The 24,913-nt window shown below is 63.4% G+C and carries 30 protein-coding genes and 1 pseudogene; 17 read left to right on the forward strand and 14 right to left on the reverse strand.

Going from position 1 to position 24,913, the window contains the following annotated elements; genetic code table 11:
- Window positions 1-76: 76 nt before the first annotated feature.
- A complete protein-coding gene (locus ACFJIU_RS21815) occupies window positions 77-5,944 on the reverse strand; it encodes an autotransporter domain-containing protein (protein ID WP_379063459.1) in 5,868 nt (1,955 codons plus the stop codon).
- A gap of 232 nt (window positions 5,945-6,176) precedes the next feature.
- Here ACFJIU_RS21815 and ACFJIU_RS21820 point away from each other — a divergent pair, with 232 nt between their 5' ends.
- Window positions 6,177-6,563, forward strand: coding sequence for a nuclear transport factor 2 family protein (locus ACFJIU_RS21820; RefSeq protein WP_379063461.1), 387 nt, complete (start codon window positions 6,177-6,179; stop codon window positions 6,561-6,563).
- A gap of 109 nt (window positions 6,564-6,672) precedes the next feature.
- Here the strand turns inward: ACFJIU_RS21820 and ACFJIU_RS21825 are convergent, their stop codons facing one another.
- The 7 genes and pseudogenes from ACFJIU_RS21825 to ACFJIU_RS21855 all read right to left on the reverse strand — a co-directional run bounded on the left by ACFJIU_RS21825 (window position 6,673) and on the right by ACFJIU_RS21855 (window position 9,882).
- On the reverse strand, window positions 6,673-6,888 hold the full coding sequence (locus ACFJIU_RS21825; RefSeq protein WP_379063463.1) for a hypothetical protein: 216 nt from the start codon (window positions 6,886-6,888) through the stop codon (window positions 6,673-6,675).
- A 179-nt stretch (window positions 6,889-7,067) separates the two neighbouring features.
- Window positions 7,068-7,298 carry a hypothetical protein gene (locus ACFJIU_RS21830; RefSeq protein WP_379063465.1) on the reverse strand — a complete coding sequence of 77 codons (231 nt, stop codon included), beginning with the start codon at window positions 7,296-7,298 and terminating at the stop codon, window positions 7,068-7,070.
- Window positions 7,299-7,739: 441 nt separating this feature from the next.
- On the reverse strand, window positions 7,740-8,126 hold the full coding sequence (locus tag ACFJIU_RS21835; protein ID WP_379063467.1) for a protamine-2 (modular protein): 387 nt from the start codon (window positions 8,124-8,126) through the stop codon (window positions 7,740-7,742).
- Between the two features lie 317 nt (window positions 8,127-8,443).
- Window positions 8,444-8,644, reverse strand: coding sequence for a CsbD family protein (locus ACFJIU_RS21840; protein WP_379063469.1), 201 nt, complete (start codon window positions 8,642-8,644; stop codon window positions 8,444-8,446).
- A gap of 344 nt (window positions 8,645-8,988) precedes the next feature.
- On the reverse strand, window positions 8,989-9,186 hold the full coding sequence (locus tag ACFJIU_RS21845; protein ID WP_379073282.1) for a hypothetical protein: 198 nt from the start codon (window positions 9,184-9,186) through the stop codon (window positions 8,989-8,991).
- Between the two features lie 30 nt (window positions 9,187-9,216).
- A pseudogene (locus ACFJIU_RS21850) lies at window positions 9,217-9,504 on the reverse strand (hypothetical protein); the annotation flags it as partial.
- A 24-nt stretch (window positions 9,505-9,528) separates the two neighbouring features.
- Complete coding sequence (locus tag ACFJIU_RS21855; RefSeq protein WP_379063471.1) at window positions 9,529-9,882, reverse strand: hypothetical protein; 354 nt, start codon at window positions 9,880-9,882, stop codon at window positions 9,529-9,531.
- Between the two features lie 276 nt (window positions 9,883-10,158).
- Here ACFJIU_RS21855 and ACFJIU_RS21860 point away from each other — a divergent pair, with 276 nt between their 5' ends.
- The 5 genes from ACFJIU_RS21860 (at window position 10,159) to ACFJIU_RS21880 (ending at window position 12,093) form a co-directional block, all read left to right on the forward strand.
- Window positions 10,159-10,389 (forward strand): hypothetical protein, encoded by a 231-nt coding sequence (locus ACFJIU_RS21860; protein ID WP_379063473.1) that lies wholly within the window; start codon window positions 10,159-10,161, stop codon window positions 10,387-10,389.
- A 192-nt stretch (window positions 10,390-10,581) separates the two neighbouring features.
- Complete coding sequence (locus ACFJIU_RS21865) at window positions 10,582-10,893, forward strand: hypothetical protein (protein ID WP_379073188.1); 312 nt, start codon at window positions 10,582-10,584, stop codon at window positions 10,891-10,893.
- A complete protein-coding gene (locus ACFJIU_RS21870; protein WP_379063474.1) occupies window positions 10,890-11,132 on the forward strand; it encodes a CPCC family cysteine-rich protein in 243 nt (80 codons plus the stop codon). The genes ACFJIU_RS21865 and ACFJIU_RS21870 overlap by 4 nt, the downstream gene beginning before the upstream one ends.
- 48 nt (window positions 11,133-11,180) lie before the next feature.
- The gene (locus ACFJIU_RS21875) at window positions 11,181-11,675 is read left to right on the forward strand and encodes a DUF523 domain-containing protein (RefSeq protein WP_379063476.1); all 495 of its coding nucleotides are present in this window, start codon (window positions 11,181-11,183) and stop codon (window positions 11,673-11,675) included.
- Between the two features lie 10 nt (window positions 11,676-11,685).
- Window positions 11,686-12,093 carry a DUF4304 domain-containing protein gene (locus ACFJIU_RS21880; protein WP_379063478.1) on the forward strand — a complete coding sequence of 136 codons (408 nt, stop codon included), beginning with the start codon at window positions 11,686-11,688 and terminating at the stop codon, window positions 12,091-12,093.
- A 157-nt stretch (window positions 12,094-12,250) separates the two neighbouring features.
- Here the strand turns inward: ACFJIU_RS21880 and ACFJIU_RS21885 are convergent, their stop codons facing one another.
- The 4 genes from ACFJIU_RS21885 to ACFJIU_RS21900 all read right to left on the reverse strand — a co-directional run bounded on the left by ACFJIU_RS21885 (window position 12,251) and on the right by ACFJIU_RS21900 (window position 15,059).
- Complete coding sequence (locus ACFJIU_RS21885; RefSeq protein ID WP_379063480.1) at window positions 12,251-12,610, reverse strand: hypothetical protein; 360 nt, start codon at window positions 12,608-12,610, stop codon at window positions 12,251-12,253.
- A gap of 102 nt (window positions 12,611-12,712) precedes the next feature.
- Window positions 12,713-13,114 carry a hypothetical protein gene (locus ACFJIU_RS21890; RefSeq protein ID WP_379063482.1) on the reverse strand — a complete coding sequence of 134 codons (402 nt, stop codon included), beginning with the start codon at window positions 13,112-13,114 and terminating at the stop codon, window positions 12,713-12,715.
- 537 nt (window positions 13,115-13,651) lie between these two features.
- Window positions 13,652-14,398, reverse strand: a complete 747-nt coding sequence (locus ACFJIU_RS21895) for a hypothetical protein (RefSeq protein WP_379063483.1) — start codon at window positions 14,396-14,398, stop codon at window positions 13,652-13,654.
- Between the two features lie 391 nt (window positions 14,399-14,789).
- Entirely contained in the window at window positions 14,790-15,059 is a 270-nt protein-coding gene (locus ACFJIU_RS21900; RefSeq protein WP_379063485.1) for a helix-turn-helix domain-containing protein, read from the reverse strand.
- Between the two features lie 330 nt (window positions 15,060-15,389).
- On the opposite strand from ACFJIU_RS21900, the gene ACFJIU_RS21905 reads away from it, so the two are divergent.
- From ACFJIU_RS21905 to ACFJIU_RS21945, 9 genes are all read left to right on the forward strand, one after another.
- A complete protein-coding gene (locus tag ACFJIU_RS21905) occupies window positions 15,390-15,536 on the forward strand; it encodes a hypothetical protein (protein ID WP_379063487.1) in 147 nt (48 codons plus the stop codon).
- 14 nt (window positions 15,537-15,550) lie between these two features.
- Window positions 15,551-15,904 (forward strand): LexA family protein, encoded by a 354-nt coding sequence (locus ACFJIU_RS21910; protein ID WP_379063489.1) that lies wholly within the window; start codon window positions 15,551-15,553, stop codon window positions 15,902-15,904.
- Entirely contained in the window at window positions 15,901-16,167 is a 267-nt protein-coding gene (locus tag ACFJIU_RS21915; RefSeq protein ID WP_379063491.1) for a hypothetical protein, read from the forward strand. Before ACFJIU_RS21910 ends, ACFJIU_RS21915 begins: the two co-directional genes overlap by 4 nt.
- Complete coding sequence (locus ACFJIU_RS21920; RefSeq protein WP_379063493.1) at window positions 16,164-16,655, forward strand: DUF1376 domain-containing protein; 492 nt, start codon at window positions 16,164-16,166, stop codon at window positions 16,653-16,655. The genes ACFJIU_RS21915 and ACFJIU_RS21920 overlap by 4 nt, the downstream gene beginning before the upstream one ends.
- Before the next feature lie 3 nt (window positions 16,656-16,658).
- Window positions 16,659-17,069, forward strand: coding sequence for a helix-turn-helix domain-containing protein (locus ACFJIU_RS21925; protein WP_379063495.1), 411 nt, complete (start codon window positions 16,659-16,661; stop codon window positions 17,067-17,069).
- Window positions 17,066-17,695: a transcription termination/antitermination protein NusG gene (locus ACFJIU_RS21930; protein WP_379063497.1), complete on the forward strand. Its 630-nt coding sequence runs from the start codon at window positions 17,066-17,068 to the stop codon at window positions 17,693-17,695. Before ACFJIU_RS21925 ends, ACFJIU_RS21930 begins: the two co-directional genes overlap by 4 nt.
- Window positions 17,696-17,773: 78 nt before the next feature.
- Window positions 17,774-19,045 carry a DNA (cytosine-5-)-methyltransferase gene (gene dcm / locus ACFJIU_RS21935; RefSeq protein WP_379063499.1) on the forward strand — a complete coding sequence of 424 codons (1,272 nt, stop codon included), beginning with the start codon at window positions 17,774-17,776 and terminating at the stop codon, window positions 19,043-19,045.
- A gap of 54 nt (window positions 19,046-19,099) precedes the next feature.
- Window positions 19,100-19,516, forward strand: coding sequence for a very short patch repair endonuclease (locus tag ACFJIU_RS21940; protein ID WP_379073189.1), 417 nt, complete (start codon window positions 19,100-19,102; stop codon window positions 19,514-19,516).
- Window positions 19,516-20,748, forward strand: a complete 1,233-nt coding sequence (locus tag ACFJIU_RS21945) for a type II restriction endonuclease (RefSeq protein WP_379063500.1) — start codon at window positions 19,516-19,518, stop codon at window positions 20,746-20,748. The genes ACFJIU_RS21940 and ACFJIU_RS21945 overlap by 1 nt, the downstream gene beginning before the upstream one ends.
- Before the next feature lie 4 nt (window positions 20,749-20,752).
- Here ACFJIU_RS21945 and ACFJIU_RS21950 read toward each other — a convergent pair whose 3' ends face one another.
- Window positions 20,753-21,613 carry a hypothetical protein gene (locus ACFJIU_RS21950; RefSeq protein ID WP_379063501.1) on the reverse strand — a complete coding sequence of 287 codons (861 nt, stop codon included), beginning with the start codon at window positions 21,611-21,613 and terminating at the stop codon, window positions 20,753-20,755.
- Between the two features lie 125 nt (window positions 21,614-21,738).
- Between ACFJIU_RS21950 and ACFJIU_RS21955 the strand changes: the two genes are divergently transcribed.
- A complete protein-coding gene (locus ACFJIU_RS21955) occupies window positions 21,739-22,884 on the forward strand; it encodes a hypothetical protein (RefSeq protein WP_379063502.1) in 1,146 nt (381 codons plus the stop codon).
- A gap of 33 nt (window positions 22,885-22,917) precedes the next feature.
- Here ACFJIU_RS21955 and ACFJIU_RS21960 read toward each other — a convergent pair whose 3' ends face one another.
- On the reverse strand, window positions 22,918-23,820 hold the full coding sequence (locus tag ACFJIU_RS21960; protein ID WP_379063503.1) for a LysR family transcriptional regulator: 903 nt from the start codon (window positions 23,818-23,820) through the stop codon (window positions 22,918-22,920).
- A 133-nt stretch (window positions 23,821-23,953) separates the two neighbouring features.
- Between ACFJIU_RS21960 and ACFJIU_RS21965 the strand changes: the two genes are divergently transcribed.
- Window positions 23,954-24,778, forward strand: a complete 825-nt coding sequence (locus ACFJIU_RS21965) for an aldo/keto reductase (protein WP_379063504.1) — start codon at window positions 23,954-23,956, stop codon at window positions 24,776-24,778.
- The last annotated feature ends 135 nt before the right edge of the window (window positions 24,779-24,913 follow it).

Consider the following 24,913-nt stretch of genomic DNA (forward strand, 5'->3'; position numbering starts at 1 on the left):
ACCGAGCTCGCGCTCGGCGTGACGGCGCAGAGCCTCGACATCGCCGACATGCTTCGAACCTAGCCGGCGAGCTTCGTCAGAACTTGACGTTGAGATCGGCCCGCACGCCGTGGTCGCTGGTCTTCGATCCGGTCTGGCCATGGTAGGAGATGCCGAGCGTCGCCTGCGGCGCGATGGCGAAGTCCAGCCCGGCTTCGATGACCGCGGCATCCTTCGCGATCGGCGCACCGGCGATGGTGAAAGCGCTGCTGCCGGTGAAGGCCTGGCTGATCTCAGGCGTCACATCGCCATAGGCATGGCGCCAGCCGATCATGCCGCGTGCCGTCGCCCTTGTTGAGCCGATGTCGAAATCGGTCGAAGCGCGGATGCCGAGCGTGGTGAAGCTGTTGTCGTTGGAACCGCTGTGGACGCTGAGCGCCGATGCCCCGCCGGTTTCATTGAAGCCATTGGTGTGGACATTGACATAGGCGAGGTTGGCGAAGGGTTCGAAGGCGAGATTGCCGGCCTTGATGCCGTAGCCGAGTTCGCCGAACAGCTGCGTGGTGCCGGCGCGGTAGGAACCGGTCAGGCTGTCGCTGAAGCCGGGGAAGGCGACCTGCCGGCTCGTATCGATCTCGCTCCATGTGTAGGCAAGGCCCGAGCGCAGCGACAGCGCACCGATCTCGGTGCCGCCATAGATGCCGAGATGGTAGTTGTCGCTCGAAGCCGAAGAACGCCTGTCATCGACCTTGAGCGAGGAATGGCTGTAGCCGGCCACGAAGCCGAGGCGGACATCGTCGGTGATCAGGCCGTCGACGCCGGTGACGAAGCCACCGATCGAACGGTTCAGCCTGGCGGCGTTGCCGTCGCCGCCGAAGTGACCCCATGATCCGAACACCGAACCCCAGGCGCCATGGCGTTCGGAAGCAACCGAAGCCGTGGTGATTGCTTTCGCATCCTCGCCATAGCCCATCGGCGGCAGCGGCTCTGCGCCGACGGTCTCGAAGGCCGAGCGCAGGCGGTCGTTGATGGCCTCGCGCACGAAGCGGCTGTCTTCGATGAGGCCCGTCACCGTCGAGGCATTGACCTCGCCCGACAGGCTGTCGAAGGCGGCGCGTCCCTCGTCGGCCGACAGCACCAGCAGCTTGTTGTAGAGCGCCAGTGATTGCCCGCTCTGCTGCAGCGTATCCAGCGCACCGGCCGTCTGCTTCTGGTTGTAGGTATAGGCCACCTTGGCGAAGACCGGCTTTCCGCCGCCCGGTTCCTGAGGTTTTCCCGGTTCCTGCGGCTTCTTGATGCCGATCTGCAAATCGACGGCATTGGCGCTCTGCAACAGCGTTGCATCGAGGAAAGCCGAGCGGGCCAGCACGGCCGGATCGAAGCCGCCGGTGACACCGCCGGCCGCCGTCAGGATCGTGTAGGTCTTTCCGTCCTGATAGCTGGTCTGCGCATCGAGTGCCGTCACCGCGACCCTGGCGCCGCCGATCGTCGCCTTGCCGCCAGCCGCGATGCGGTCGCTCACGCCATTGCCGGCGATCTCGACCTCATAGGTCGAACCGGCGGCCATCGAGAAATCACCGGCGATGTTCAGCGTGCCGATCGAATTGCCGGGCGCGACGGTGCCGTCGCCGGCGACGGCCAGGCTGCCTATGGTACCCCTGCCTTGCAGGCGGCCGCCATCCAGCGCCGTCACCGCGCCGCCGAGCTTGCCGTCGACCGACAGGATGCCGTTCTGGACAAAGGTCTGGCCGGTGAAGGCCGAACTGTCGCCGCCGAGCTTCAGCGTGCCCGATCCGATCTGACGGATCGTGCCGCTGCCCGAGACCGCGCTGTCGAACGTCATCACATCGCTGCGGTCGAAGGCCAGCGTGGCGTCGTTGATGACGTCGCCGATGATCGAGCCGGCGGTGCCACCGTCGCCGAGCTGCAAGGTGCCGGCGCTGATCGTCGTGCCGCCGGCGTAGCCGTTTGCGCCGGTCAGCATCAGCGTGCCGCTGCCGATCTTCTCCAGCGAGATCGCCGAAAAACCGGATGGACCGATGATGCCGGAAAACCGGCCTTCGCCGACCCGCAGGGATGCGTTTGGCACCAGATAATTCACCACGAAACCAGAGCCGTTCAGGCTGCCGATCGTCTGGGTGATCGGCTTAGGCCCGGCGCCGCCATTGCTGTAGAAATCCACCCGGCCGTTGACGGTCAGCGCCGCATTGGCGGCGAGCTGCTCGTCCTGCAGCAGCGTCAGCACACCCTGTTCCCGGACAAGGACGGGACCGGCAAGCACGGCCTGCCCTTTCCTGCCGAGTTGCAGATATCCGGAGTTGATCGTGACCGGTCCGGTGAACTGCCCTGTCCCTGAGCCGGTCAGGAAGACGGCATGGCTGCCGCTGTCGAAGCTGAGCGGGCCGGAACCCTCGACATCGCCGGTCAGGAAGGTGTCGCGGATGCTGCTGCGGATGACTGCGCCATGCGGTCCGACCGACAGCTTGTTCGCCAGGGTGAAGTCGGCGGCGCGGGCAAAGTCGAGAACGCCGCCGTCGACGATGACCTCGCCCGTGCCGAGCGGTCTGGCATCAGTGCCGGCAACGCGGAGAACGCCGTCGAGGATCGACGTCGGCCCGGAATAGCTGTTTGCTCCGGTCAGCACCAGCGTGCCGTTGCCGGTCTTGGCGAGGCTGGTGGCGGCCGGCCCGTCGACAAGCCTGCTGCCGACGAAGGCGGTGGCGCCACCATCGACAAAGATGGTGCCGGCCAGCCCGGCAGCCGGATCGAAGGCCAGGCTGCCGCCCTCGACACGATAGCCATCGGTGAGGAACTGCAGCGTGTCGAAGTTCTGCGTGCCGGCGACGGTGACGGTGCCGGCAGCGCCGGTGAACACACCGACGGACCGCAGCCAGGGCTGGTTCGTCGCCCCGTCGACGCCTGTCCAGTTTGAACCGATGACATCCCAGGTGCCGGAGCCGCCGTCGACATCGCCGTTTTGCGCGGCGTTGCCGCCGTCCCAGAACTGCACGGTCTGCCCGGCGCCGCGCGCGATCAGATAGACCTGTCCCGGGACATCGAAGCCGACGATGTGGTTGGCGACGGTGAAACCAGCATTGGTCGACGCCACCGTCACGCCATCGAATGTGTTGCCGACGGCCAGCGCTCCATATTCGAACAGTTTGTAATACCCGGCCGAAGCGAGCTGCGCCTCCAGCCTGCCGCCGAGCACGAGTGTGCCGCCGACCTTGACCAGGTCGTTCGTCGGCCCGCCGGTCACGCCCGGGGTGCCGAGTTCGAACCGTGTCGTCGCGCCGGCCTCCAGAATCAGGCTGCCGGCGATCGTCAGGGTTCCAGGGCTGGCGCCCGGCGCCAGCACGCCATTGTTCTTCACCGCGACATCGCCGGCGATGGTGCCGCTGCCCTGCAACGTCCCGCCGGTCACATTGACGGTAGCGGCTTTGCCGGCGGTGTCGCCGAACACGCCTTCGACGCGCAGCACGCCCTGGTCAACGGTCACCGTGCCGGTGAACTGGTTTGCCGTAACGTTCGATCCGTTCAGTGTCAGCGTTCCGGTGCCGGACTTGGTCAGGACGCCGCTTCCCGTGATCAGGCCGCCATAGCTGGTGCTGCCGGACTGACCGACGCTCAGCCGGCCGCTGCCGAGCGCAACGGTGCCGCCGGCTCCCGACAGCGATGCCACGGCCAGGTTGTTGCCGTCGAGATCGAGCGTGCCGCCATTGACCTGAAAGTCCATGGGATTCAGGAACACCAGCGGCGCGCCAAGCTTCAGGGTGCCGCCGTTCAGCGTGGTGCCGCCGCCGAAACTGCTGAGCCCGGTGAGCGTCTGGCTGCCGCCGGAGATCAGCAGGCTGCCACCGAACCCTTCCATGCTGCCGGCAAACGAGCCGCCGGCATTGGTCAGCTCGAGCCGTTGGCTGCCGAGCCGAACGGTGCCAGCGCCGGCAAGGCGGGTTATGGTGGCACCGGCGTTCGCGGCCGAGATATCGAAGGTGCCGGAGGGACCGAGATTGACGCTGCTGGAACTGGCGATGCCGCCGTTGCCGGAGAGCGCCAGCGTGCCGTTGATGACCGAGGTTTCGCCGGTATGGCTGCTGCTGCCCGAAAGCGTCAGCGTTCCGGTGCCGAGCTTGGTCAGCGCGCCCGAACCGGTGAGCGTTCCCTGATACTGGCTGCTGGCGTTCTGGTCGACGGTGAGAAGGGCGGTTCCCAGATCCACCCTGCCGCCATTGCCGGAAAGCGACGAGATGGAAAGGTCGAGGCCGCCGAGATCGAGCGTGCCGCCATTGACGCTGTAGGCCAGGCCGGTGCCGAAAGCACCCGCATTGCCGGCCCGCAGCGTGCCGTCGCTGACCGTCCATCCCTGCGTTGCGCTGCCATTCAATGTCCAGCTGCCGCTGCCCTGCTTCTCCAGGCGCTCGAAACCCTGGATGGGGCTGGAAAGGTCGAACGTAGCGGATTCCGAACCCGTTAGGACAAACCTGTTGCCGATGCCTTGCGCCACCAGACCGCCATTGAAGACCGCCCCCTTGGTGACGGCGAGCGTGTTGTTGTTGCCGGTCAGCTCCACGGCATTGGCGCGGGTGGTGCCGTCGCCATAAAGACCTCCCGAGATCGTGCCGGAATTGCTCAGCGACACGCCATTGGCGGCGATGCGCACGCCGACGCCGCCCGGGCCTTGCGATGGGCTCGCGGCACCAGCATCGGCTTCATAGGCACCGCCCCGACCGCCGGCGATGATACCGCTGTTGCTGATCGAGACGGAACCGGGATTGTTCTCCAGGAAGATGCCGTCGCCACCGCGCCCGGCGACCTTGGCGGGAAGCCCGCCATAGTCGGATGCGCCACCGTCGCCGCCGGTGATGGTGGCGCCACCCTCATTGGCGATACCGACGAACCAATTCACCAACGGATCGCCGAACAGGCGAATGCCGGCGCCACCCGCGCCGCTTGCGCTACGTCCCTTGCCACCGGCACCACCGGCGATCGTCGCCCGGTTGACGTGGTATCCGCCATTGGCAAGCATGCCGGCGCCGCCGGCGCCACCGCCGGGCGGCGTCCCCACATCGATCCCCTGCTCGCCCGTGCCGCCGGTGATCGAGCCACGATTGTCAAGGTTGCCGCCATTGACCAGGAACAGACCAGCGCCGCCGCCACCGCCATGGGAGCCCATACCGCCGGCGCCACCCTCTATCACGCCACCGTCGTTGGTGAAGAAGCCTCCAAAACGATCGAGGACAAGACCGACGCCACCGCCGCCGCCACCGAAGCCGATCCCGCCCTTGCCGCCGGTGACATAATAGTTTGGTTGAAGCGAAAAGCTCGAGGCGCCGTACAGGTAGATTCCGGCACCGCCGCCGCCACCACCACCGCCCCAGCCCCAGTTGGCGCTGTTGGACTGGCCACGCTCCCCTTCACTGCCCCGGGAGGGAAGGCCTGGATACTGCTCCCAGTTGGATGGCCACCAGTTGCCGTCGCCGCCGGCTCCGCCATTGCCGCCGGTTTCCGCCGAGCCCGGCGGTGTCCCGCCACCGCCGCCGCCGCCACCCAGCGGCAGGCCGCCTCTGCCGGCGACACCACCTTTTCCGGGCGTGCCGTTGTTGCCGACGCCACTGTCCTGACCTGGCTGGCCGCCATTGCCGCCGGCACCCCCCCAATGCGTGGGGGCGCCCGACCAACTGCCGCCGCCGCCGCCACCGCCGCCGCCGATGCCGCCAGCGCCGCCCTGGACCTCCGAACCGCCGCTGCCGATACCGCCGCCGCCAGCCCCGCCGCCAACGGTGATGGGTCCACCGGCCTGCGCGACAGAAAGCGTGGCGATCAGCAGTGCCAGGGCCGATGTGCTGGCCAGCGCCGTCCTGCGCAGGCCGGCATGCCGGCAGCTCGTCGCCGCACTGCCTGCAGGATATGTCGCTCCTTGCATGCGCGTGTCGCTGCCGCCGGAAGGACGGGCTGGTCGGATCATGATTTCCCCTCGCCGGCCGCCTGCCGGAAACCAAAGCGCAGTTCCACCACAAGGAAGGCGGCCGAAAAATACGGCAGATGCCGTATATCGACACCCGGTCGGCCGCTATTTTGCCGCGGTGCCGATGGCGGAAGGTTTTGAGGGCCGCCCTGGCCCAAAAGCGTGGCGGCCGAGGTCGTTGAATGCCTGCCGGCCAGGGCGATAATCCGGCGTGACACCGATGGAGATGCCCGTGACTCCGCCCATGGACTGGAACGCCTTTGCCGAACGCTGGTGCGCCGACTGGAATGCGCACGATCTCGAGCGGATCCTGTCGCATTTCGCCGAAGACGTCGTCTTCACCTCGCCGATCGCCGCAGGCCTGTTGCCGCAGAGCGGCGGCAGGCTGGTCGGCAAGGCGGCGTTGCGCGCCTATTGGGAACTGGGGCTGAGCCGCATCCCCGACCTGCATTTCACCATCGAACGCATTTTCGGCGGCATCGACACGCTGGTGATCCAGTACCGCAACCAGAAAGGCGCCAGCGTCAGCGAAGTGCTGCGCTTCGAGAACGGCAAGGTGGTGCGCGGCGACGGCACCTATGCGGTCGGCGCCGACAACCCGGCCGGGCTCAGCGGCTAGATCCCGAATTCAGCCAAACGCCTCGGATCACTTGCCGGAGCATGGAGCGGAATGGATCGCGTTCCGTTCCCCTGCTCGCCCGGCCTGAACCGGGCGAGTAAAACACGGGTTAGCTTCCCCAGCCGCTGCCCAGCGTCTTGCAGCCGAATGGCGTGCAGACCTTGAACGAGCCACCTCCACCGCGGCCTGACCCCGGCTTGTAGTGGACGAGCATCGCCTCGGCCGGCCTGGCGTCCTTGGCTATCACCGCCTTTGCCGGAACCCCGGCGGGAGCCGCGCCGGTCAGCATGAAGACGGCGGCAGCGGCCACGATCATCATTTTCATCTCATCCCTCCTGTTTGATGCGTTGCGGCCCGGACCATGCCGCGGCGGAGGAAACGGCGACATACGGCAGATGCCGTAGATCGGCGGAAAGGCAGGAAAGATGGTTGGCGGCGGCTGAACGCGCACTGTCGCAAGCAAGCAGTGACGGATGGCCGGCAACGATCGTTGCCGCAGTCGCCTTATCGCTGCGCCGGGGCGCTACCCTGCGGCGCCTTCTTCCGTTCCAGGACGGCGAGCTTCGCCTTCAGCGCCTCGACTTCCCCCGCCAGCCTGGCGGCCTCGGCCTTGTCGGTGGCGGCCTGGATCTCGGCTTGCCTGGCGGCGATCTGTCGCTTGAGCGCGGCTTCGGCCAGCTGGCCGAAGCCGGGGAAGATCGGACGCGGCGGCGCGAACGAGATCGACGAAACCATGAGCGGCCCCTGTTGCGGATCGCCCGATGGAAGGCGACGAAAATCGAGACATGGTCGAGGAACCGTCGAGATGTGGCGCAGGAGATGCGGCCTTCCACCACCGGCAAGACCAACACGTTGACGAACACGAAAAACCGGAGATGAAGAGAAAACCGGGCCGATACGGTCAACGGCCCCTGCAGCCAGCGCCTAGCGCATGGCAGGAAACAAGGGGAGGGCGAGGCCCGATCCGGGAGCATGCCGAAGCAAAATCGGGCCTCAGCCCACTGACTTACCCCTCGTCAGCAGATTGAAGTTTGCCAGCAAACGGTGAGTCGGACAATTGCCGGCCGGTCCGGCAAGAGTGGACTTTAGGCGAAGCCCGGATGGCGCCGGCAGGGGCTTGCGACCCCTGCCCCTGGCACCGGTTCATGCCTCACCGTGTACGGTAATGCGCGACTTTTACCAGCCGCCGCGCCAGACGCGCTCACGCCAGCAGCGCACGCGCCATTCGCCACGACGATAGACGCGGCGGCAGACACGGCGCCAGCGCGGGCCGCGGCCGTAACGTGGCCCATCACGCCAGTGGTGGCGGCGCCAGCCGGGGCGACCGTCCCAGCCGGGGCGGCCATCCCAGCCGCGGCGGTGCCAGCCGCGATGGTCGACCTGCTCGACCTGCGCCTCGGCGTCGCCGTCGAGAACCGCGGGCTGCGCCCTGTCCAGTTCGTCCAGGATGCCGGGCCCCGGGGCTGCGACACCCGCGAGGGCTTGGGCGGGCCGCATGGCGGAGACCGCTACTGCTGCTCCGGCGAGACCGAGAGCCGACATCAGAAACTGCCGTCGTTCCATTGTATCCTCCAAGAAAAAGCGTCCCTGAGTCACTGAACAGCCGGAACGCTGAATGGTTCCTGAACGATGATGCCGGCTTTTTATGGGTCCCGGCATCAGGCGCCGCAAAAAATCGTGCCGCCTGCTGGGCGATGGGCGTTCGCCCTCCCAAAGAGGCGAATGAGCGCCGATGCGCCGACCGTTGAGCTGTCGACGGGATGCAAGAAGGGACCCCGGCCGAAGCCGGGATCCCTGCCTCCTCCACCTATGCTTTCATGGCCGGCGTCCTTGCGAGGTCTTGCGGATGGGCGAGGCCTTGCGTATGGCCGCCGCGCGGTTCAGGGCAGACGGCTGAACCAGCTGTCGACGTCGCTCCTGGCGCGATCCTTGGCGATGCCGTAGCGCTCCTGGATCTTGCCTTCGAGCTGGTCGCGGCGGCCGGCGATCTGGTCGAGATCGTCGTCAGTGAGTTTGCCCCACTGCTCCTTGACCTTGCCCTTGGCCTGCTTCCAGTTTCCTTCGATGCGGTTCCAGTCCATGGTTTCTTCTCCATTGGGCGGGGATCGCCCGTTTGCGGTTTGCGGCCTCGCCGGCCGCGTCCTTGGGTATCGGCCTTCACGGCCATCGCGCGGCCGGCCGGCCGCGCTGCCCCGATCATCCAACCCTTGTTCCGGCCCCGAGGGTCAGTGCCAGAACAAAAGGATCAGGATGATGATCGGGATGGGAATGCCGAGCAGCCACAACAGAATGCCACGACCCATTGGCAGGTCCTCCTTTGCAGGGATGGCCTCAACATGGACCGCGCGAGCACGGTCCGGCGAAGATGGATGGTTCCAGCGCAAAAAAGAGGGCTGGAGCGTTGCCGCGTTTGCGTGGAAACGCTCTAGATGCGGCTGGAGCGCAGCCGCTGCACCGGCGCGGCGCGCGCCTGCGGCTGACCCGGCAGCCTGATCGCCGGCGCGGCAAGCCCGGCCAGCCTGACCGGCGTGGCCGCCCTGCCCCGCTTGCGTTTCAGCCCGGTATCCTTCCGCAGGGTATCGTCATGGGCCGCATCCTCGCCGTCGATTTCGCGAAGGGCCAACAGCCAATGATGCTCCTGCTGGTCGCCGGGGCATCCTTCCCGCAGCCATATCTCGGCTGCCCGAGCCCGGATGCGTGCGTAACGCTCATTGCGTGCGTGACCCAAAACAGCCTCCTGGTTGAAATTCGTCATGGAAGGGCAACCGCTCAAAAGAGGGATGGTTCCGAAAAAGTTCGGCAGTCGGCAGTCGGCAGTCGGCAGTCGGCAGTCGGCAGTCGGCAGTCGGCAGTCGGCAGTCGGCAGTCGGCAGTCGGCAGTCGGCAGTCGGCAGTCGGCAGTCGGCAGTCGGCAGTCGGCAGTGAAGATTTGCCGACGCATCACCAGGCGCAAGCGCGGGTGACGCTATTTCTCCTGCAGGGTGCCGAGCTGGGCGCCGTCGCGCTGGATCGCCGCGCCGGCGCCGCTTGCGGGAAGCGGTTGCTGCTCGGCCGCTTCGAGTACGATCTCGTCAGGCAACGCGCTGCCGCGCGATCCGGGCAAAGCTCCACCCTTGTCGAATTCGATCACTGCACCAACCGACAAGGTGGCGTGCAGGACCGCCTTTTCGATGCCCGGCAAAGGCACGTTCTGGAAGCGGCCGCTGCGCCGTATCGCGATGGCGATGGCGGAGACGTTGACACAGCCTTCGCCTGCCTTGGCCTCGATGACGGCGTCCCAGGCTTCGCTGAGCAGCCTGGTGGGAAGGGGACGTTTCATTGTCCGATTCCTTTCCTTGATTGGCAAAGCGGGATAGTGCGCCCCATTGCCGGGAAATACAACCCTCGATCGAATTTTTCTAAATAAAATCAGACAGTTAGTATGATACGCGGCAAGGAGTATCTGTGCCGGCTGCTGACTGTACGCAGATTCCACTTGCAGCACATTAGCAGTGAACTATGTATTGAGCGCAGTGTATGTCACTTACTCATTCTTGGTTTGAGCCGACATGTGACATGTCGATCTGGCTCGAAAGGGTTGTCGGGGGATATATCCATGGCGGATCTGGGAAGACCGGAACGGCTGCAGATCATGTTGAGCGCCGAGGAACTCGAAGCGCTCGAAAACTGGCGCTACGAAAAACGCATGCCCTCGCGCGCCGCTGCCATCCGCGAACTGCTGCGGCTGGGCCTTGCGGCGGAAGGCATACTGGTCAGCGGCCAGGGCATCAAATCCCGCGATTTCGGCGTGATTTCCGGCAATGGCGACGAAGAAGGTTCGGGCTGAGACGTCTTCCTGCCGGCTGATACCCGCTTGCATCGCTCTCGAACTGCGTAAAGATGGTTGGGGTGTTTCCGTGAAGACGGAAACGCTCCAGGTCTCACCACCTATGGCAGGCCTGAAGCGGCCGGAAGGGGAATTGATTTGACCGAACAGCTCGTCACGCTCTGGCGACCGGTGGGACCGGAAGAGCTGGAACTGATCCGCCAGGCCGGCATGAAGGCCTTCCCGCCCCGGCTGCCCGACCAGCCGATCTTCTATCCCGTCACCACGCAGGACTATGCGGTGAAGATCGCGCGCGACTGGAACGTGCCGCGCAGCGGTGTCGGCTATGTCACGCGGTTCGCGGTGCGCCGCGATGTGCTCGACCGCTATCCGGTGCAGGAGGCGGGCGGGCGCGCGCACAGCGAATACTGGGTGCCCGCCGAGGAACTCGATGCCTTCAATGCCGCGATCGTCGGCGACATCGAGGTCATCCAGCAGTTCGGCGGCGACACCGGCGCGGCATGACCGGCGCCCGCTGCCCCTGCTGCGGCTTCCGCACGCTCGGTGAAAATGGCGCGTTCGAGATCTGTCCCGTCTGCCTCTGGGAGGATGACGGCCAGGGCGACAGCGATTGCGACGCCGTTCGCGGCGGCCCGAATGGCGAGCTCTCCCTGCAACAGGCGAGGTTGAACTTCGCGGCGTTCGGCGCCTGTTCGACGCGGGCCGTGCGGCATGTGCGGCCGCCGCTGGATGCCGAACGGTAGCGTGGAATGTCGTACGCGGAGGAAAGTGGCCAAGGGCCGGTTTCAGACATGATGGAGAAGATCCTCGTCAGCGCCTGCCTGCTCGGCCGACCGGTCCGCTACAATGGTTCGGCCAAGCCTCTCGAACATCCCGCGCTGGAGCGATGGCGGCAGGAGGGGCGGGTCGTCGCGATCTGTCCTGAACTGACCGCCGGCTTCAGCGTGCCGCGCCCGCCCGCCGAGATTGCCGGGGGCAAGGACGGCCAGGCCGTTCTTGCCGGAAACGCAAGGGTGTTCGAGCAGACGGGCGGCGATGTCACCGGCCTCTTCGTCGCCGGCGCGCAGGCAGCGCTGGCGCTGGCGCGCCAGCACGATTGCCGGTTTGCCCTGCTGATCGATGGCAGCCCTTCCTGCGGCAGCGGCTTCATCCATGACGGCAGCTTCAGCGGGCAGAAACATGCCGGCGCGGGCGTGACCGCCGCCCTGCTGCGCGAGCACGGCATCGAGGTGTTTTCCGACGGGGACATCGAGGCGCTGGACCAACGGCTGACACGGAAGTCCTGAGTTTCGTTTCATGGCCTGGCGGGCCGGTTGCGTGCCATCACAAGACGGGTGCGGGATGTGGGATGAAAGGGAGATTGGCGGGAACCTTGTTGCGGCGGGATTCCGCAAGACCCGCCCGCGCAACTGGGTGCGGCGCACGGACGATGTCGTCCAGCTCGTCAACCTGCAGCGCTCGCAATGGTCGAAAGAGGACAATTATCTGAATTTCGCGCTTTGGCCGCTGGTTATGGGCGAGCCGCCGTCGCTTTCGGAAAGCAGATTTCCGTTCCGGCTGCGCGTGGAGGGCGACCTCGCCGCCCTCCTGCCGCGGCTGGAGCGCGACTTCGGCTCGCTGCAGCGGCTGCGGCAGTCGATCGAGGCCTATCGCACCGCCTGGGTGACGCTGGAACTGCGGGCCATCCTGGACGGCAACGGCTGAAGGCTGCCCCGGAGCGCGGGCGGCCGGGTCATTTCACGTGCCCGATGACGCGAAAGCCCAGCTCGGTCTCCTCGATCGGGTAAGGCTTGCCGGTGGCGTCGATCACCCCCAGCCAGTGAAAGAACGGCCCCCCCGCAGCGCAACAGCAGCGCGCCGCTCACATCCGGATATCGCCGTCGCATTGGTAGGTGAGGCTGACCTGCTCGCGGGCAATGCTCACATCCACCCCGCTCTCGAACATGCGCGTGCCGATGCTCATGACGAGGACGATCAGAGAGCCGAACCTTGCCTCGCAGATGACGCCGTTGTCGCCCGGCACGCAGCCAAGCGTTTTCGGCGCCGACGGCTTGCCGTTGAATGTGCCGGTCACGGCGATCCTGTTGCCGATCACCTCGATCTGGCGCACGGCGCTAACCCGCATGTTGCCCCAGCGCCCCTCGATCGAACGGCATTCGACCGCGCTCGCCACCGAGGGGATCAACAGCAACAGCCCGGCAATGCGCAGGATTTTCCGCATCGCGATTTTCATGGCAACGAACCGTAATCCCGCCGTTTCAGCCACAGCGATCTAAGCCGCTTTCGCCAGGGCCGACAAGCGGCCGCGCGAGCGGCGGGCTCCTCACGCCGCCCGTATCGCCGCGATCCGGCTGTCGATGGCCGCCTTGCGGGCGGGCACGTCCATATGGGCATCGGCATAGTCGAGCAGGTCGCGCTCGGCTTCGAGACTGTCGATCATGTGCTGGCGCTCTCCGGGCGAGGTCGCGGCAAGCGCGCCCTGCGCCGTCTCGTTCCTGGCCCTGGCGATGGCGCAGGCTTCATGATGGAAACGGGCATGGTCGGCGCAGGCGTCAAGCGCGCGCTGGAACGACCAGTGGCGGTCGCGGCAGCCGATCCAGGCGATGAAGGATGAACCGTCCTTGGTGACGGTGCGCTCGTGCACGCCGTCGATGGTGACCAGCCAGCGGTTCTCACCCGTCTTGCGGAACACCAGACCGTCGGTGGCATCGATGTGGCTGGACATATCCATCCCCCTGTTGAGCATGGATAGTACTATCACATTGCGTGAAGTTATCAATCTTAAAATTCACACTGAGTGAATATCATCAACCGAGATTGCGTCCGACCGAAGACGGTGCGCGCCCGCAAAAAGAAAGCCCGCGCGAGGCGGGCACCGTCAGGATGTGGCGCTCGGCTCGCCTTTGCCACCACCCGCGGAACGCCGGGGATCTGCAACAGCGCCCGGGCGGCGCTTCAGCCCGCCTGGCGCGGCGCGGCAATGGCGCGCGCTCCTGCTGATCCCGCCCGAACATCAGCCCTCAAGACCAGGACCAGCGCCCGCCCGCCGGAGACGCATGAAAGCCGGGCCCGCCGTCGCGGCAGCCCGGCCGTCACCCTGAAGCCGGCTGCGACGCTTCAACGGCGGCGAACCTGCCGCGACAGAACGCCTGGCGCGGAGCGCGCCCGGAGCATTTCCGGCGACAGCAGAATCGCCCGCAACGCTCTCGTTGCTTGACGCAATTCCGGAGGCAAAACCGCTGTGCACTTTGCTGGAATTGCTTTAGCTGGATCCAGTCAGAACGAACGCACGCACGGTTTCGGCTCTCATCCGTTGCCCGGACACACCCGGCGCATCCGCCAGCACCTTGAGGAACTTCTGGTTCACTTCGCAGGCACGAGGATCCTGCGCGCCGGCAGCCAGGCTCTTCAGTTCCGCCGCGGTGCCGCCGCTGGCGACAAACTGCGTTGCAATGGCTTGCCAGTCATCCGCCGTCACGGCACTGATTTCCACCGCCGACTTTTCGCCCGCCCCCATGGCCCGCATGACGGCGGCGGCAAAGCGATCGGCAGGCGCGGCATAGGTTGCGCTCTTCGCCTGCATGGCAGGGGTCATGGTGCCCGTCACGATCCAGCTGCCACAATCCTGCGCCGTTTCGTTGGCCTTGACCAGCTCGAGCATATCCAGCTTGGCCTGGAGCACAGCCAGCACCAGCGCAGGGTCTGCCTTGCGCAGCGCATCCGCATGGCGCCGGCGGATATCAGCCAGGTTCTTGCCGATGAAAGCAGTCGTCTCCTGGGCGCTGCGGCCCTCCTTGGCCAGAGCGAGGTATCCGGCCATGAATTTATCGTACTCGGCGGGCAGCGCCTCCTGCAGCGCCGTGAAGATGGTCAGCCCCGATTTTTCGGCTTCGGCGGCCACGCCCTCCACAGTGGGAGCCGGCGGCTTCGAGAAGCGCGAGACGATGCCCGACACCGAAAACGCGGCGACGACGAGCAGAAAAGCAACAACGATCTTCCAAGGTTTCATCGAATCCCTCACCGGAGCACCGCGTGTCCACCACGCAAAGGATGCCCCGCCCCTTGATCTGGCGCATGAACTCTTCCCGGAATCGACGCCGATTTCGGGCCCATGCGCTTGGCCCGGACGCGACATGATCAGCTTTTCCAGCCTTCCACAAGATGAGTATAAGTTCTTGTTTCGTTCTTGACAAGCAGCACAGGAATTGGTTCCTAATACCGGCTCCAATCAGGAGTGCAGCGGGTGGGTGGAATGGATGCAAAGCTGGACGCCGACGGCCATCTGAAACGGGTGGCCTGCCAACTCTACACGCAGCTGCCGGAAGACAAGCGCGAGGCGCTGCTGGTGCTGCGTTATGTGCGCCAGATCATCTTCTGCCTGGGCGAGGACTGGGAAGCGGTCACTCGCTCCGCGCCGATCCTGCCTTTTGCGGGCGATCGGAAAGGTCGGGCAGAATCTCCAACATCTTTGCGGGTAATCCAGACCGGTCGCCAAGATACAGCCAATCCAGAGTGACCCCGGTCTTCGACTGGATGGCGATGGCCACGTCGAGATCCGGGCGCCTGAGCCCTTTCAGATAATTGTTGAGCGCCGGCTGGCTGATGCCGATCAGCTGGGCAAAGGACGTCTGGTTGCGATTGAGCGCCGCAAGCAGCGCCGCCAGCCGCATCGCTATGTCTTGATTGGAACGTCCGCCATCAGCCATGGCCTGTTTTGCCATATTCACGCCGTGAAAAGAATTAACGCATATGGGCTTGCAATTAATTCACATAGCGTGATATTCAGGATCATGAACAGCGCCTCCCGGCGACGGTGATCCCACCCAACGCCGGGCGCGCCCCAACGCAGCTTTCCGTCATGCGCCGCACCACCGGCGCTTGCCCATCCGCGGCCCTGTCGCGGACGGCCGACGCCTGGGCAGGTCTCCCCTCCCGCCGCCCGGGCGTCGGCTGCCTCTTCCACCTGAGCGAACGGCCCCGAACAAAGAGGAGTTCCGCCGATGAAATACGATTTCGACGACGACCTGCGCGGCCCCGAGCCCTCAGAGAAATTGCATCTGCTGGTCATGGCCGGGCTCGGCGCCGCCGTGGCGCTGCTGACCGGCTTCATCTTCTTCTGCTTCGCCTGGAGCGTGCTGACGTTATGACCGGGGCGCTTTGCATGAAGGCCCGCGCCCTGATCGCGGCCGAGCCGCGGCTGGCCCGCGAAGTGGTGCGGCAGCTGGCGCGCGAGCGCGAGAACAAAGGGGCGGAGTGCCTCCGCGGTTCCGTGAAAAACGGAAACCCTCCGGGCAGAACCGGCGGTATGACCGCGCGCCAGCGCGACCTGCTTATGTTCGTCAAAACTTACATAAAGCGACAGGGCTTTGCCCCGTCCTTCGAGGAGATGAAAAGCGCGCTGGGGCTGGCCAGCAAGGCCGGCATCCACCGCATGATCGCCGGGCTGGAAGAGCGCGGCTTCCTCACGCATGCGCCCCGCCGCGCCCGCTCGATCCGCCTGGTGGCTGCGCCATGACGGAACGCGCAAGCGAAGGTCTCGCCACGCCTCAAGACAAACGCGTCCCCGCCCGCGACATGGCCGATGCGCTGGAGCGCATGGTGCATGGCAAGCAGCTCACGGATTTCAGCCGCCGCAAGCGCGCCGCCCAGGAGGTCCGGCAGAAGCCCGCCTTGCCGACGGCGAAGTGCTCCTTTCATGGGCTCCAGAAGCGCCGGGAGCTCGCCGGGCTGCAACAGGCGGCTTTCGGCCACCGCCCGACGGTGGAGCGCCGGCCATGAGCAAGAAACGCTGGTTCCGGCTCTACATCGAGCGCTGGCGCGACGGCACCTTCGGGCTGACGCCCAACGAGATCGCCGCCTACATCACGCTGTTGTGCGAACTCTACGACCATGACGGCATCCTGATCCGTGCCGATCTCGACCTTCTGGCGCGCCGCTGCGGCATGCGCCCGAGCAGTTTTCGGAAGGCTTTCGAAACGCTGACCCGGCGCGGAAAGCTTACCCTCGACGGTGATGTCATCACCTCCAAGGCGGTCTCCGAAGAAATCATAAGCCGGGAGAGACTCGACGGGAAATCGGCGGAAGGCCGCCAGAAACTCGCCGAAAAACGCAGTGTTATCAACGAAATCCGGCAAAGACTGCCGACTGATACAGAGGAAAGAATCAAGACAAGAGTCTTAGATTCTCTGCCGCTTGCCACCGGCCAATCCCCTTCCGTCCAGAACTTCATCAAGCGCCGGGAAATGGCCCGGCGCAGGAGCACTTGAGCCATGTTCATTGCCCGCTACGAAAACACCATGCGCAACGCCAGGCCGAAAGGCGTCGAGCCCGAGCCGCGCAAACCGAGGCCGCAGCCCGCTCGCCAGGACGCTGCCGTTGCCGCCCATCGCTCGATCGAAGTGCTGGAGCCGAAAATGCCGGCACGCGAGATCATCAGCCGCGTCGGCGCGCTGCACGGCTACACGCTTGCCGAGATCACCGGGCCGCGGCTGGAGAAGAAGCTGGTGCAGGCGCGGTTCGACGCCATCAAGGCGGTGGCCGATGCCCGGCCGGATATGTCGCTGCCGCAGATCGGCCGGATCTTCAACCGCGATCACACCTCCATCCTGCACGCGCTGAAGAAGCGCGGCGGCCGCCGCCAGGAAACCGCAGAAGCCCGGGAACAGGGAGCAGCAGAATGAGCGCGCCGCAGAATGACAATCGTGGGGCCTACAGCGTGGCCGACGACAATGGCTGGTACATCGTCAGCTGCCATCCCCAATCAGAACGCCAGGCCTGCGCCGAGATCGCCGCGCTTGGCCAGACGGTTTACCTGCCCGCCTTCCGCAAGGAATTCCACCATCGCCGCTACCGCAAGTGGATCCGCCAGCACTACCCGCTGTGGCCCGGCTACCTTCTTGTCCTGGCCTCAGAACACTGGTCCCGCGTGCTCGACTGCCAGCATGTGACACGCGTGCTGCGCAGCCAGACCTATGCCGGCGACGGCGCCCCGATCGCCGTCAGCAGCGCTGACGTGCAGGCCATCCGCCACGCCCAGGACAGCGGCGAATTCGACCAGATGCGCATGGACCGCGCCACGGTGAAGCCGGGCGACAGGCTGAAGCTGCACGAGGGTGCGTTCACGGGGCAGAACGGCACGGTGGAGAGCGTGGGGGATGACAGGATCGTGCTGCTGATCAGCGCGATGGGGCGGGAGTTGAGGACGGTGGTGCCGGTGGAGAGGGTGGTGGGCGGGGTGAGTGGGAGCGCTGCAGGAAGGGATCACAGTCGAGTTATCAACCAGTCACCAACCTTAAGCGTTGAATAACGAATTTTGTGCATGTTCTGTTCTTGCGTCCGAGGGCAAATCCTGGCAATTTGACAAAAAAATACCCAGCGAGGAAACATGAGCGATTCGACCACTGAGTTTTCTCGTTTACGTCAGCAAGTCGGTATCAGTTTGGAGGAACTCGCGCCGATCGTGGGTTTCAGCCTGTCGACGTTGTATAGGTGGGAGCGAGGGCAACAGGAGCCACGTCAGGCTGCGATCGTCGTTCTGCAGGGGCTTTTGAATGCACGCGCTCAGGTCGTCAACGAGAACCCGAAATTCACGTTCATCGACCTTTTCGCGGGTATCGGCGGCTTACGTCGTGGTTTTGACCACATTGGCGGAAAGTGCGTTTTCACGTCTGAATGGGACAAGTATTCGCAAGCGACATATAAGGCGAATTATCGCTGCGACCATCATGAAGTGGAGGGCGACATCACGAAGGTCGATGCCGCCGACATCCCACCGCACGACATATTACTCGCGGGCTTCCCTTGCCAGCCTTTCTCAATTGCTGGCGTAAGCAAAAAGAACGCGCTTGGTCGGGCCCATGGCTTTGCGGACGAGACGCAGGGCACGCTATTCTTCGACGTGGCTCGCATCATTAAGCACCATCAGCCCAAAGCCTTTTTGCTGGAGAACGTGAAAAATTTGGTCAACCATGACCGCGGCAATACGTTCGATGTTATCGTTCGCACGTTGAATGATGAACTCCACTACGATGTGAAATTCAAAGTCATAGATGCGAAAGGCTTTGTCCCCCAGCACCGTGAAAGAATCTTCATTGTCGGTTTTCGTAAGGATCTGAAAGTGGAGTTTTCGTTCACTGATTTCAATCTGCCGGACTCGTATGCTGGCCCAAAGCTGAAGACAATCCTGCATCCAGAAGATGGATCGGAGGGACCAGATAAACACTACACCGTGGGCAATATAGGCCGTGTCTCGGAGCGCTACATTCTTACAGACCACCTCTGGAAATATCTGAAGAATTATGCAGCCAAGCATGCCGCCGCCGGCAATGGCTTCGGCTACGGTCTCGTCGGACCAAGCGACGTGGCGCGTACCTTGAGTGCTCGCTACTACAAGGACGGCTCCGAGATCCTTGTCGACCGTGGGCCTGAGGAGAACCCGCGCAGGCTGACACCCCGTGAATGTGCGCGACTGATGGGCTTCGACGAATCGGGCTACGCAGAATTCGTCATCCCAGTCAGCGATACCCAAGCTTACAAGCAATTCGGGAATAGCGTTGTCGTACCTGTGGTCAAAGCGGTCGCCTCACATATGCTGCCCTTTATTGAACAAGCCTTGGCGGCCGCGACCGCGCGGGAGCCTATGAAGCTGTCAGCATAATGGCACGTCTTCCACGTGACTGACGTCGTCGACCCAGCGACTCGCTCTAGGATGATGGCGGGTATCCGGGGAAAGAATACGAAACCGGAGCTACAGATACGCTTCGGTCTTCATGCCCTCGGTTTCCGATATCGGCTGCATCCTCGCGAAATCCCCGGCAAACCTGATTTGTGGTTGCCCAAATACAAAGCCGCGATTTACGTCCACGGCTGCTTCTGGCACGGGCACGATTGCAGTCTTTTCAAACTGCCAAGGACGCGGCAGGATTTCTGGCATGCGAAGATTGATACGAATCGAGCAAGAGATGTTCGCGTAGCCGAGATGCTGGCCGAGCGAGATATTCGTTGGCTATCAATCTGGGAGTGTGCGTTTCGGGGGCCGGGGCGCATTGGGCTGGAGGAGACCCTAGCGCAGACAGCGACGTGGCTGCGGAGCGAGGAGAGTTGGGGCGAAATCAGGGGGAGGCTCTAATGATAGAGCTGAGCGATTGGCTGGCTGAATATAGCGGTCAGGACTATGCGTGGTACGTCAAACGCCTGAGCGGCAACGACACATTGGCAAATGGCAGCCACCAAGCCGGGCCCTACATTCCCAAGCAGCTACTCTTTGACGTTTTCCCTGCTATCAACCGCATTGATATCGACAATCCTGACCTGTGGTTCGACCTCTATGTCGACAGCCATGCCGATGCTCGGAAAATCAGACTCATCTATTACAACAGCAAACGCGCCAAAGCACGAAAGAATGGCCGCGACGAGACGCGGCTGACTAACTTTGGCGGCGGAGACTCTGCTCTACTCGATCCTGACAGCACAGGCGCCCTTACTGTTTTTGCCTTTCCCGCCCGACCGGATATCGCGCCAGAATGCCATGTGTGGGTTTGCCGCCATGGAACAGAAGAGGATCTCGTCGAGGATCGAGTTGGTCCGGTGGAGCCAGGCAAGGCTATCATCCTGCCGGCTGGAGGCATCGTTCAGGGCAGCCTTGGCCTTATGGCGCCCGTTCGCGCTAATTGCTGGCTGAGCGCCATGGAGATACCATCTAGCTGGCTAGTAAAATTTCCTTCGGGATCAGAGATCATCGCCAAGGCTGCAGAGTTGCAGTCCCACGCAGCCTTGATGCCTGATCAGCGATTGATGAAGCGCCGCGCCTGCGAGTTCGAAATCTATCAGAGCGTCGAGCAGGCCGTTGAGCTGCCTCTCATCATGAAAGGCTTCACTACCGTTGACGCCTTCATCGCCAGGGCGCAAACGATTCTTCAGCGCCGGAAGTCGCGCTCCGGCCGCTCTCTGGAACTCCACGCCCGGGAAATTTTCACCGAAGAGAAGCTGGTTGCGGAGAAGCATTTCTCGCATCAACCGGTATCAGAACCGGGCAAGTCCCCAGATTTCCTGTTTCCGTCGCAGGCGGCCTATCAGGATCCGTCCTTCCCGGCGTCCCGGCTGCGAATGCTTGCGGTGAAAACGACTGTAAAGGACAGATGGCGGCAGATTTTGAACGAAGCAAACCGCATTCCCGAAAAGCATCTGCTTACCTTACAGGAAGGCGTGTCCGAGAGTCAGTTTAAGGAAATGATGGACGCTAAAGTGCAGCTCGTTGTTCCGCAGCCGATCATCGACAAATTTCCAAAGAGCGTGCAGCCTCATCTCCAGACACTTGAATCATTTATCGGTGATGTCAGGCTGCTTGCCCACGGATCTTAGGCTGCTAAAGCAAAAGGCTCGATTTGCCTACCACGCGTCGCATGTCGGCACCGAAGATGCTCAAGGGCCGATAAAGTGGAGTACCATTGATATTAACCGCATGCTCTTCGGCCTTCCTTTTCACGATCCCAGCCATCACCGCGCTATGAGTCTCGTCAGGTATGTAGATGGCCGAGAAACCCATCCGCTTGTAAAGGTTCATCCTGCTAGCGGTCCAGAACTCCTCAGGCTGCTTGAAGAACCCGAAGCCAATGCCCTCGATGGCGTTAGAGGAGTAGAGTAACCGTTCGCGCGCAGCCTCGCTTTTGACGGAGATAACAAGGTTAGTTGGCCCGCACGGTATAAGGATATCGCCAAACGCCTTTAGCGACTGCATCTTACCTTCATTTAGCAGAACATGACCCGGCATATTCCAGATCGGCCAGTCTTCTCCATCCCTCTGCATATCAGGAATGTTTTCATTCGTAAGCACTTCGCTGCAGAGCAGTTCCATAATAGCGCCACCATTCTTACCTGGCTGCTGTGCCGGGGGAAAGGCAAATGGTGGAAGTAAGCCGGGGTGCTGCACCTTGAATGCATCGTGAACGTTGGCTGAGTTAATGCGCTCCGCCAATGTGATTTCGCAGAAATGCACGATAGCGCGAGGGGATGGCCTTTCATCAACCTGATTGTAGAGGCACGGGCACAGAGACAGGATGGCTTTGCGCTGCCCACGCAGCATGTTGGGCAAGGGCATAGTCAGGGATGGGTTGGACAACGGACCAAATGCACCAAGGGCCGCTACCAGCAGAGATTGCGTAGCAGATTTCACCGCCATAGATGGATGGGCGACGACATCAGCCCACGTGAAGGCGCCCGACGCCATTGGGCAGTGCGGATGCATACAGTGCATAGTTGCTCCTCTCGAAGGAGAAGCTTAGGTGATTCTAAATGCGATGTCCGCTCAAGATCTTATAGCGTGACATCGAGCTTTCTATTGGAGAACCGAAATTGATTTACTCCATTTCAGATGGCGAATCGGCTAATAGTTATGACGCACAAATTGAATTGGATGGTGCCAACATTCTTCTACACAGCCGTGGTGGTGCGACGGGCGGGAGACCACCTCGAAACACAGATTATGAAAAGGCGCTTCTAACAATAGTGCGGCGTTTGCGATCGGGCGACAGTCCTAATCAATCCAGGATAGCACGCGTTCTGCTTGATAGCCTGCCAGCGCGAAAACTGCCCCTTGAAAAGCGGCTCCTTATGGATGCAAGCGAACTCTCAGGACTGGGTGACGAGCAAGTCGTTAGACTAATCAGATCCAGAGCAAAGAACTTTGGACAAGCACCCGGAGTTTTGGGGGGTAATTCGACGAAGGCACTGCGTATTGAGACGCTGGGTAATTCGCAGGCGAGAATTCATTCCGTCCTGAAGCTCATGGATTGGAAAGATAAACTCGGTGTCTTGAGCGCGGAGGAACAGGGCAAGGTCACCTCCTCGCATATTGACAATGCGATCTGGAGATTGCGTTCAAATGAAGATGCCCCGCGCTTCAACGGCTCACAGGAATATGACGTCTTACTCGACGATGGAACGCGACTTGCTCCTAAGCGGGTTTTCGGACTAGCGCTAGAAGAGGCGCTAGGGAGCGAAGTCCTGCCGGAGCAGTTCACTGCAGAGTTCGGCCAGCCGAGTTTCCGAATTATCGAAGCGGCGGGGTATCTGATAGTTTCGAAAGACGAACCGGCTCCCACCCCAGAGGAAGTCGTACAGGCACAGAGCGTCTTGCCGTCAGCAGACAGCGACAATGGTTCGAGCGAGGGCACGCTAAAACTTGTCATGCACATGCGCAGGGAGCGAGATCCGAGGCTATCCTATAGGAAGAAAGCCGACTTCACTGCGAAACACGGCTTTCTCTATTGTGAACGGTGCAAAATGAATCCAACCGAGCACTATGAGGTTGAGGTGGCAGAGGCATGTATTGAGGTTCATCATGCCAAGAATCACGTTAAAGACATGGAAGATGGTCACGTAACAATGCTTGACGATTTGGAGTGCCTTTGCGCGAACTGCCATCGTGTAACACACCGGGAACTAGCACTTGCAACTCGAAAGCTGCGACGAAGTAACTATCGCGAGACGAGCCTGTAGGCGTCAACTATAGTGCCGTCCCTCGCAGAAAACTCACCCCTCCAAAAACCCCTGCAGCCGCGGCACCACGAAATCCAGGAACACCCGCACCCGCTGCGGCATCCTTTGCCCGCCCAGGAACACGGCGTGCATCTCTTCCTCGTCGGGCTCCACCACGTCGGCCAGCACTTCCACCAGGCGGCCGGCGTTAAGGTCGGCGCGGGCGTGGTAGCCGCCGAGGCGGGCGAGGCCGACGCCGGCCAGCGCCATGCGGCGCACCGTCTCGCCATTGTTGGCCAGCAGCGAGCCGTTGACGGCGCGGTCGACGATGCGGCCGCTTTCCTTCAGCGGCCACACCGGCTCGGCGCGGCGGAAGTTGAAACCCAGGCAGTTGTGGCGGGCAAGATCCTCCACCGAACGCGGCACGCCGGCGCGCTCGAGATAGGCGGGGGCGGCGACGATCTTGCGGCGCGAGGTGCCGATGCGGCGCGCCAGCATGCCGGAATCCGGCAGCGTGCCGATGCGGAAGGCGATGTCGGTGCGGTCGAGATAGAGGTCGACGATCTCGTCACTCAGGGAAAGGTCGACGGCGATGTTGGGATAAGCGCGCCAGAAGTCGGGCAGGATCGGTTCCAGCCCCAGCACGCCGATGGCGACCGAGACGTTGACCCGCACCGTGCCGCCGGTGGCGACAGCGCCGCAGGTGATCTCCTGCTCGATCCGGTCGAGCTCCTGCAACAGCGCCTGGCCGCGCTGGTAATAAAGCTGGCCCTCGGCGGTCAGCGACAGGGCGCGTGTCGAGCGCTCGATCAGGCGCACGCCAAGGCGCGCCTCCACGCGCGATACCAGCTTGCTGACGGTCGACGGCGTCAGCCGCAGCAGCCGGGCCGCTTCCGAGAAACTGCCCGCCTCGACCACGCGCAGGAACACCTGCATTTCACCGGTGCGGTTGTCCATGGCCTGCCCGCCTGTGATTTCGTTTCACAGATGATGGGAATGGTGACGGGATAATCAAGCCTCGGGCGGCTGATTATGTGATGGCCTGAAACAAATCGCCGGGTTCGCGGCGGCCGAAAGAAGGACATCGCCCATGTTAACCGTCACCGCCCATGGGGCAAACATCCCGGCGCTCGGCTTCGGCGTGTTCCGCATGGCGGACGCCGAGGTGGAGCGGGTGGTGCCGGCCGCGCTCGAAGCCGGCTTCCGCCATTTCGACACCGCGCAGATCTACCAGAACGAGGCGGCGCTTGGCCGCGCGCTGCAGCGCGCCGGGGCGCGGCGCGATGAATTGTTCCTGACCACCAAGGTGTGGGTCGACAATTACAGCGTAGGCCGGTTCGCCGCTTCGGTGGATGAAAGCCTGGAGAAGCTCAAGGTCGACCGGGTCGACCTTCTGCTGCTGCACTGGCCGGCCGACACGGTGCCGGTCGCCGACCAGATCGACATGCTCGATGCGGTGAAGGCCGCGGGCAAGACACGTTTCGTCGGTGTCTCCAACCAGAATATCGCGCAGATGCGGCAATCGGTCGAACGCTCCTCGGTGCCGATCGTCACCAACCAGGTCGAGCTGCATCCCTATCTGCCGCAGCATGCACTGGCGGCGGCGGCGCGTGCAGCCGGCGTTGCGATCACCGCCTATTACGGCATGGCCGACGGCGCCGTGCCGCAGGACGAGGTGTTGCGCAAGATCGGCGCGAAGCACGGCAAGAGTGCCGCCCAGGTCGGCCTGCGCTGGCTGGTGCAGCAGGGTTTCGTTGCGCTGTCGAAGACGGCGAACCCGGCGCGCGTGGCCGAAAACATCGCCATCTTCGATTTCGCGCTCGACGCGGCCGACATGGCGGCGATCGCCACCCTGGCGCGGGCGGATGGACGGCTGGTGTCTCCACCGGGGCTGGCGCCGGCGTGGGATGTGTGAGGTGGGCGTCACATGAAAGGCCCCGTCGCTGACGGCTCCTTCTCCCCTTGTGGGAGAAGGCAAGGCGAGCCGCGCAGCGAACCAAAGAATATGCCGAACACCGGGGAGTCGGCTGATCGTTTCAACAACCCGATG

It is taken from the genome of Mesorhizobium sp. UC74_2 (assembly GCF_042701485.1).
In the GTDB taxonomy this organism is placed as follows: Bacteria; Pseudomonadota; Alphaproteobacteria; order Rhizobiales; family Rhizobiaceae; genus Mesorhizobium.

What these genes read in the sequence shown, in the direction of transcription:
- ACFJIU_RS21815 (WP_379063459.1), bottom strand. Translation starts at nt 5,944, where the DNA reads ATGATCCGACCAGCCCGTCCTTCCGGCGGCAGCGACACGCGCATGCAA.
- ACFJIU_RS21825 (WP_379063463.1), bottom strand. Translation starts at nt 6,888, where the DNA reads ATGAAAATGATGATCGTGGCCGCTGCCGCCGTCTTCATGCTGACCGGC.
- ACFJIU_RS21830 (WP_379063465.1), bottom strand. Translation starts at nt 7,298, where the DNA reads ATGGTTTCGTCGATCTCGTTCGCGCCGCCGCGTCCGATCTTCCCCGGC.
- ACFJIU_RS21835 (WP_379063467.1), bottom strand. Translation starts at nt 8,126, where the DNA reads ATGGAACGACGGCAGTTTCTGATGTCGGCTCTCGGTCTCGCCGGAGCA.
- ACFJIU_RS21840 (WP_379063469.1), bottom strand. Translation starts at nt 8,644, where the DNA reads ATGGACTGGAACCGCATCGAAGGAAACTGGAAGCAGGCCAAGGGCAAG.
- ACFJIU_RS21855 (WP_379063471.1), bottom strand. Translation starts at nt 9,882, where the DNA reads ATGAAACGTCCCCTTCCCACCAGGCTGCTCAGCGAAGCCTGGGACGCC.
- ACFJIU_RS21860 (WP_379063473.1), top strand. Translation starts at nt 10,159, where the DNA reads ATGGCGGATCTGGGAAGACCGGAACGGCTGCAGATCATGTTGAGCGCC.
- ACFJIU_RS21870 (WP_379063474.1), top strand. Translation starts at nt 10,890, where the DNA reads ATGACCGGCGCCCGCTGCCCCTGCTGCGGCTTCCGCACGCTCGGTGAA.
- ACFJIU_RS21875 (WP_379063476.1), top strand. Translation starts at nt 11,181, where the DNA reads ATGATGGAGAAGATCCTCGTCAGCGCCTGCCTGCTCGGCCGACCGGTC.
- ACFJIU_RS21880 (WP_379063478.1), top strand. Translation starts at nt 11,686, where the DNA reads ATGGCCTGGCGGGCCGGTTGCGTGCCATCACAAGACGGGTGCGGGATG.
- ACFJIU_RS21885 (WP_379063480.1), bottom strand. Translation starts at nt 12,610, where the DNA reads ATGCGGAAAATCCTGCGCATTGCCGGGCTGTTGCTGTTGATCCCCTCG.
- ACFJIU_RS21890 (WP_379063482.1), bottom strand. Translation starts at nt 13,114, where the DNA reads ATGTCCAGCCACATCGATGCCACCGACGGTCTGGTGTTCCGCAAGACG.
- ACFJIU_RS21895 (WP_379063483.1), bottom strand. Translation starts at nt 14,398, where the DNA reads ATGAAACCTTGGAAGATCGTTGTTGCTTTTCTGCTCGTCGTCGCCGCG.
- ACFJIU_RS21900 (WP_379063485.1), bottom strand. Translation starts at nt 15,059, where the DNA reads ATGCGGCTGGCGGCGCTGCTTGCGGCGCTCAATCGCAACCAGACGTCC.
- ACFJIU_RS21905 (WP_379063487.1), top strand. Translation starts at nt 15,390, where the DNA reads ATGAAATACGATTTCGACGACGACCTGCGCGGCCCCGAGCCCTCAGAG.
- ACFJIU_RS21910 (WP_379063489.1), top strand. Translation starts at nt 15,551, where the DNA reads ATGAAGGCCCGCGCCCTGATCGCGGCCGAGCCGCGGCTGGCCCGCGAA.
- ACFJIU_RS21915 (WP_379063491.1), top strand. Translation starts at nt 15,901, where the DNA reads ATGACGGAACGCGCAAGCGAAGGTCTCGCCACGCCTCAAGACAAACGC.
- ACFJIU_RS21920 (WP_379063493.1), top strand. Translation starts at nt 16,164, where the DNA reads ATGAGCAAGAAACGCTGGTTCCGGCTCTACATCGAGCGCTGGCGCGAC.
- ACFJIU_RS21925 (WP_379063495.1), top strand. Translation starts at nt 16,659, where the DNA reads ATGTTCATTGCCCGCTACGAAAACACCATGCGCAACGCCAGGCCGAAA.
- ACFJIU_RS21930 (WP_379063497.1), top strand. Translation starts at nt 17,066, where the DNA reads ATGAGCGCGCCGCAGAATGACAATCGTGGGGCCTACAGCGTGGCCGAC.
- dcm (WP_379063499.1), top strand. Translation starts at nt 17,774, where the DNA reads ATGAGCGATTCGACCACTGAGTTTTCTCGTTTACGTCAGCAAGTCGGT.
- ACFJIU_RS21940 (WP_379073189.1), top strand. Translation starts at nt 19,100, where the DNA reads ATGGCGGGTATCCGGGGAAAGAATACGAAACCGGAGCTACAGATACGC.
- ACFJIU_RS21945 (WP_379063500.1), top strand. Translation starts at nt 19,516, where the DNA reads ATGATAGAGCTGAGCGATTGGCTGGCTGAATATAGCGGTCAGGACTAT.
- ACFJIU_RS21950 (WP_379063501.1), bottom strand. Translation starts at nt 21,613, where the DNA reads ATGGCGTCGGGCGCCTTCACGTGGGCTGATGTCGTCGCCCATCCATCT.
- ACFJIU_RS21960 (WP_379063503.1), bottom strand. Translation starts at nt 23,820, where the DNA reads ATGGACAACCGCACCGGTGAAATGCAGGTGTTCCTGCGCGTGGTCGAG.
- ACFJIU_RS21965 (WP_379063504.1), top strand. Translation starts at nt 23,954, where the DNA reads ATGTTAACCGTCACCGCCCATGGGGCAAACATCCCGGCGCTCGGCTTC.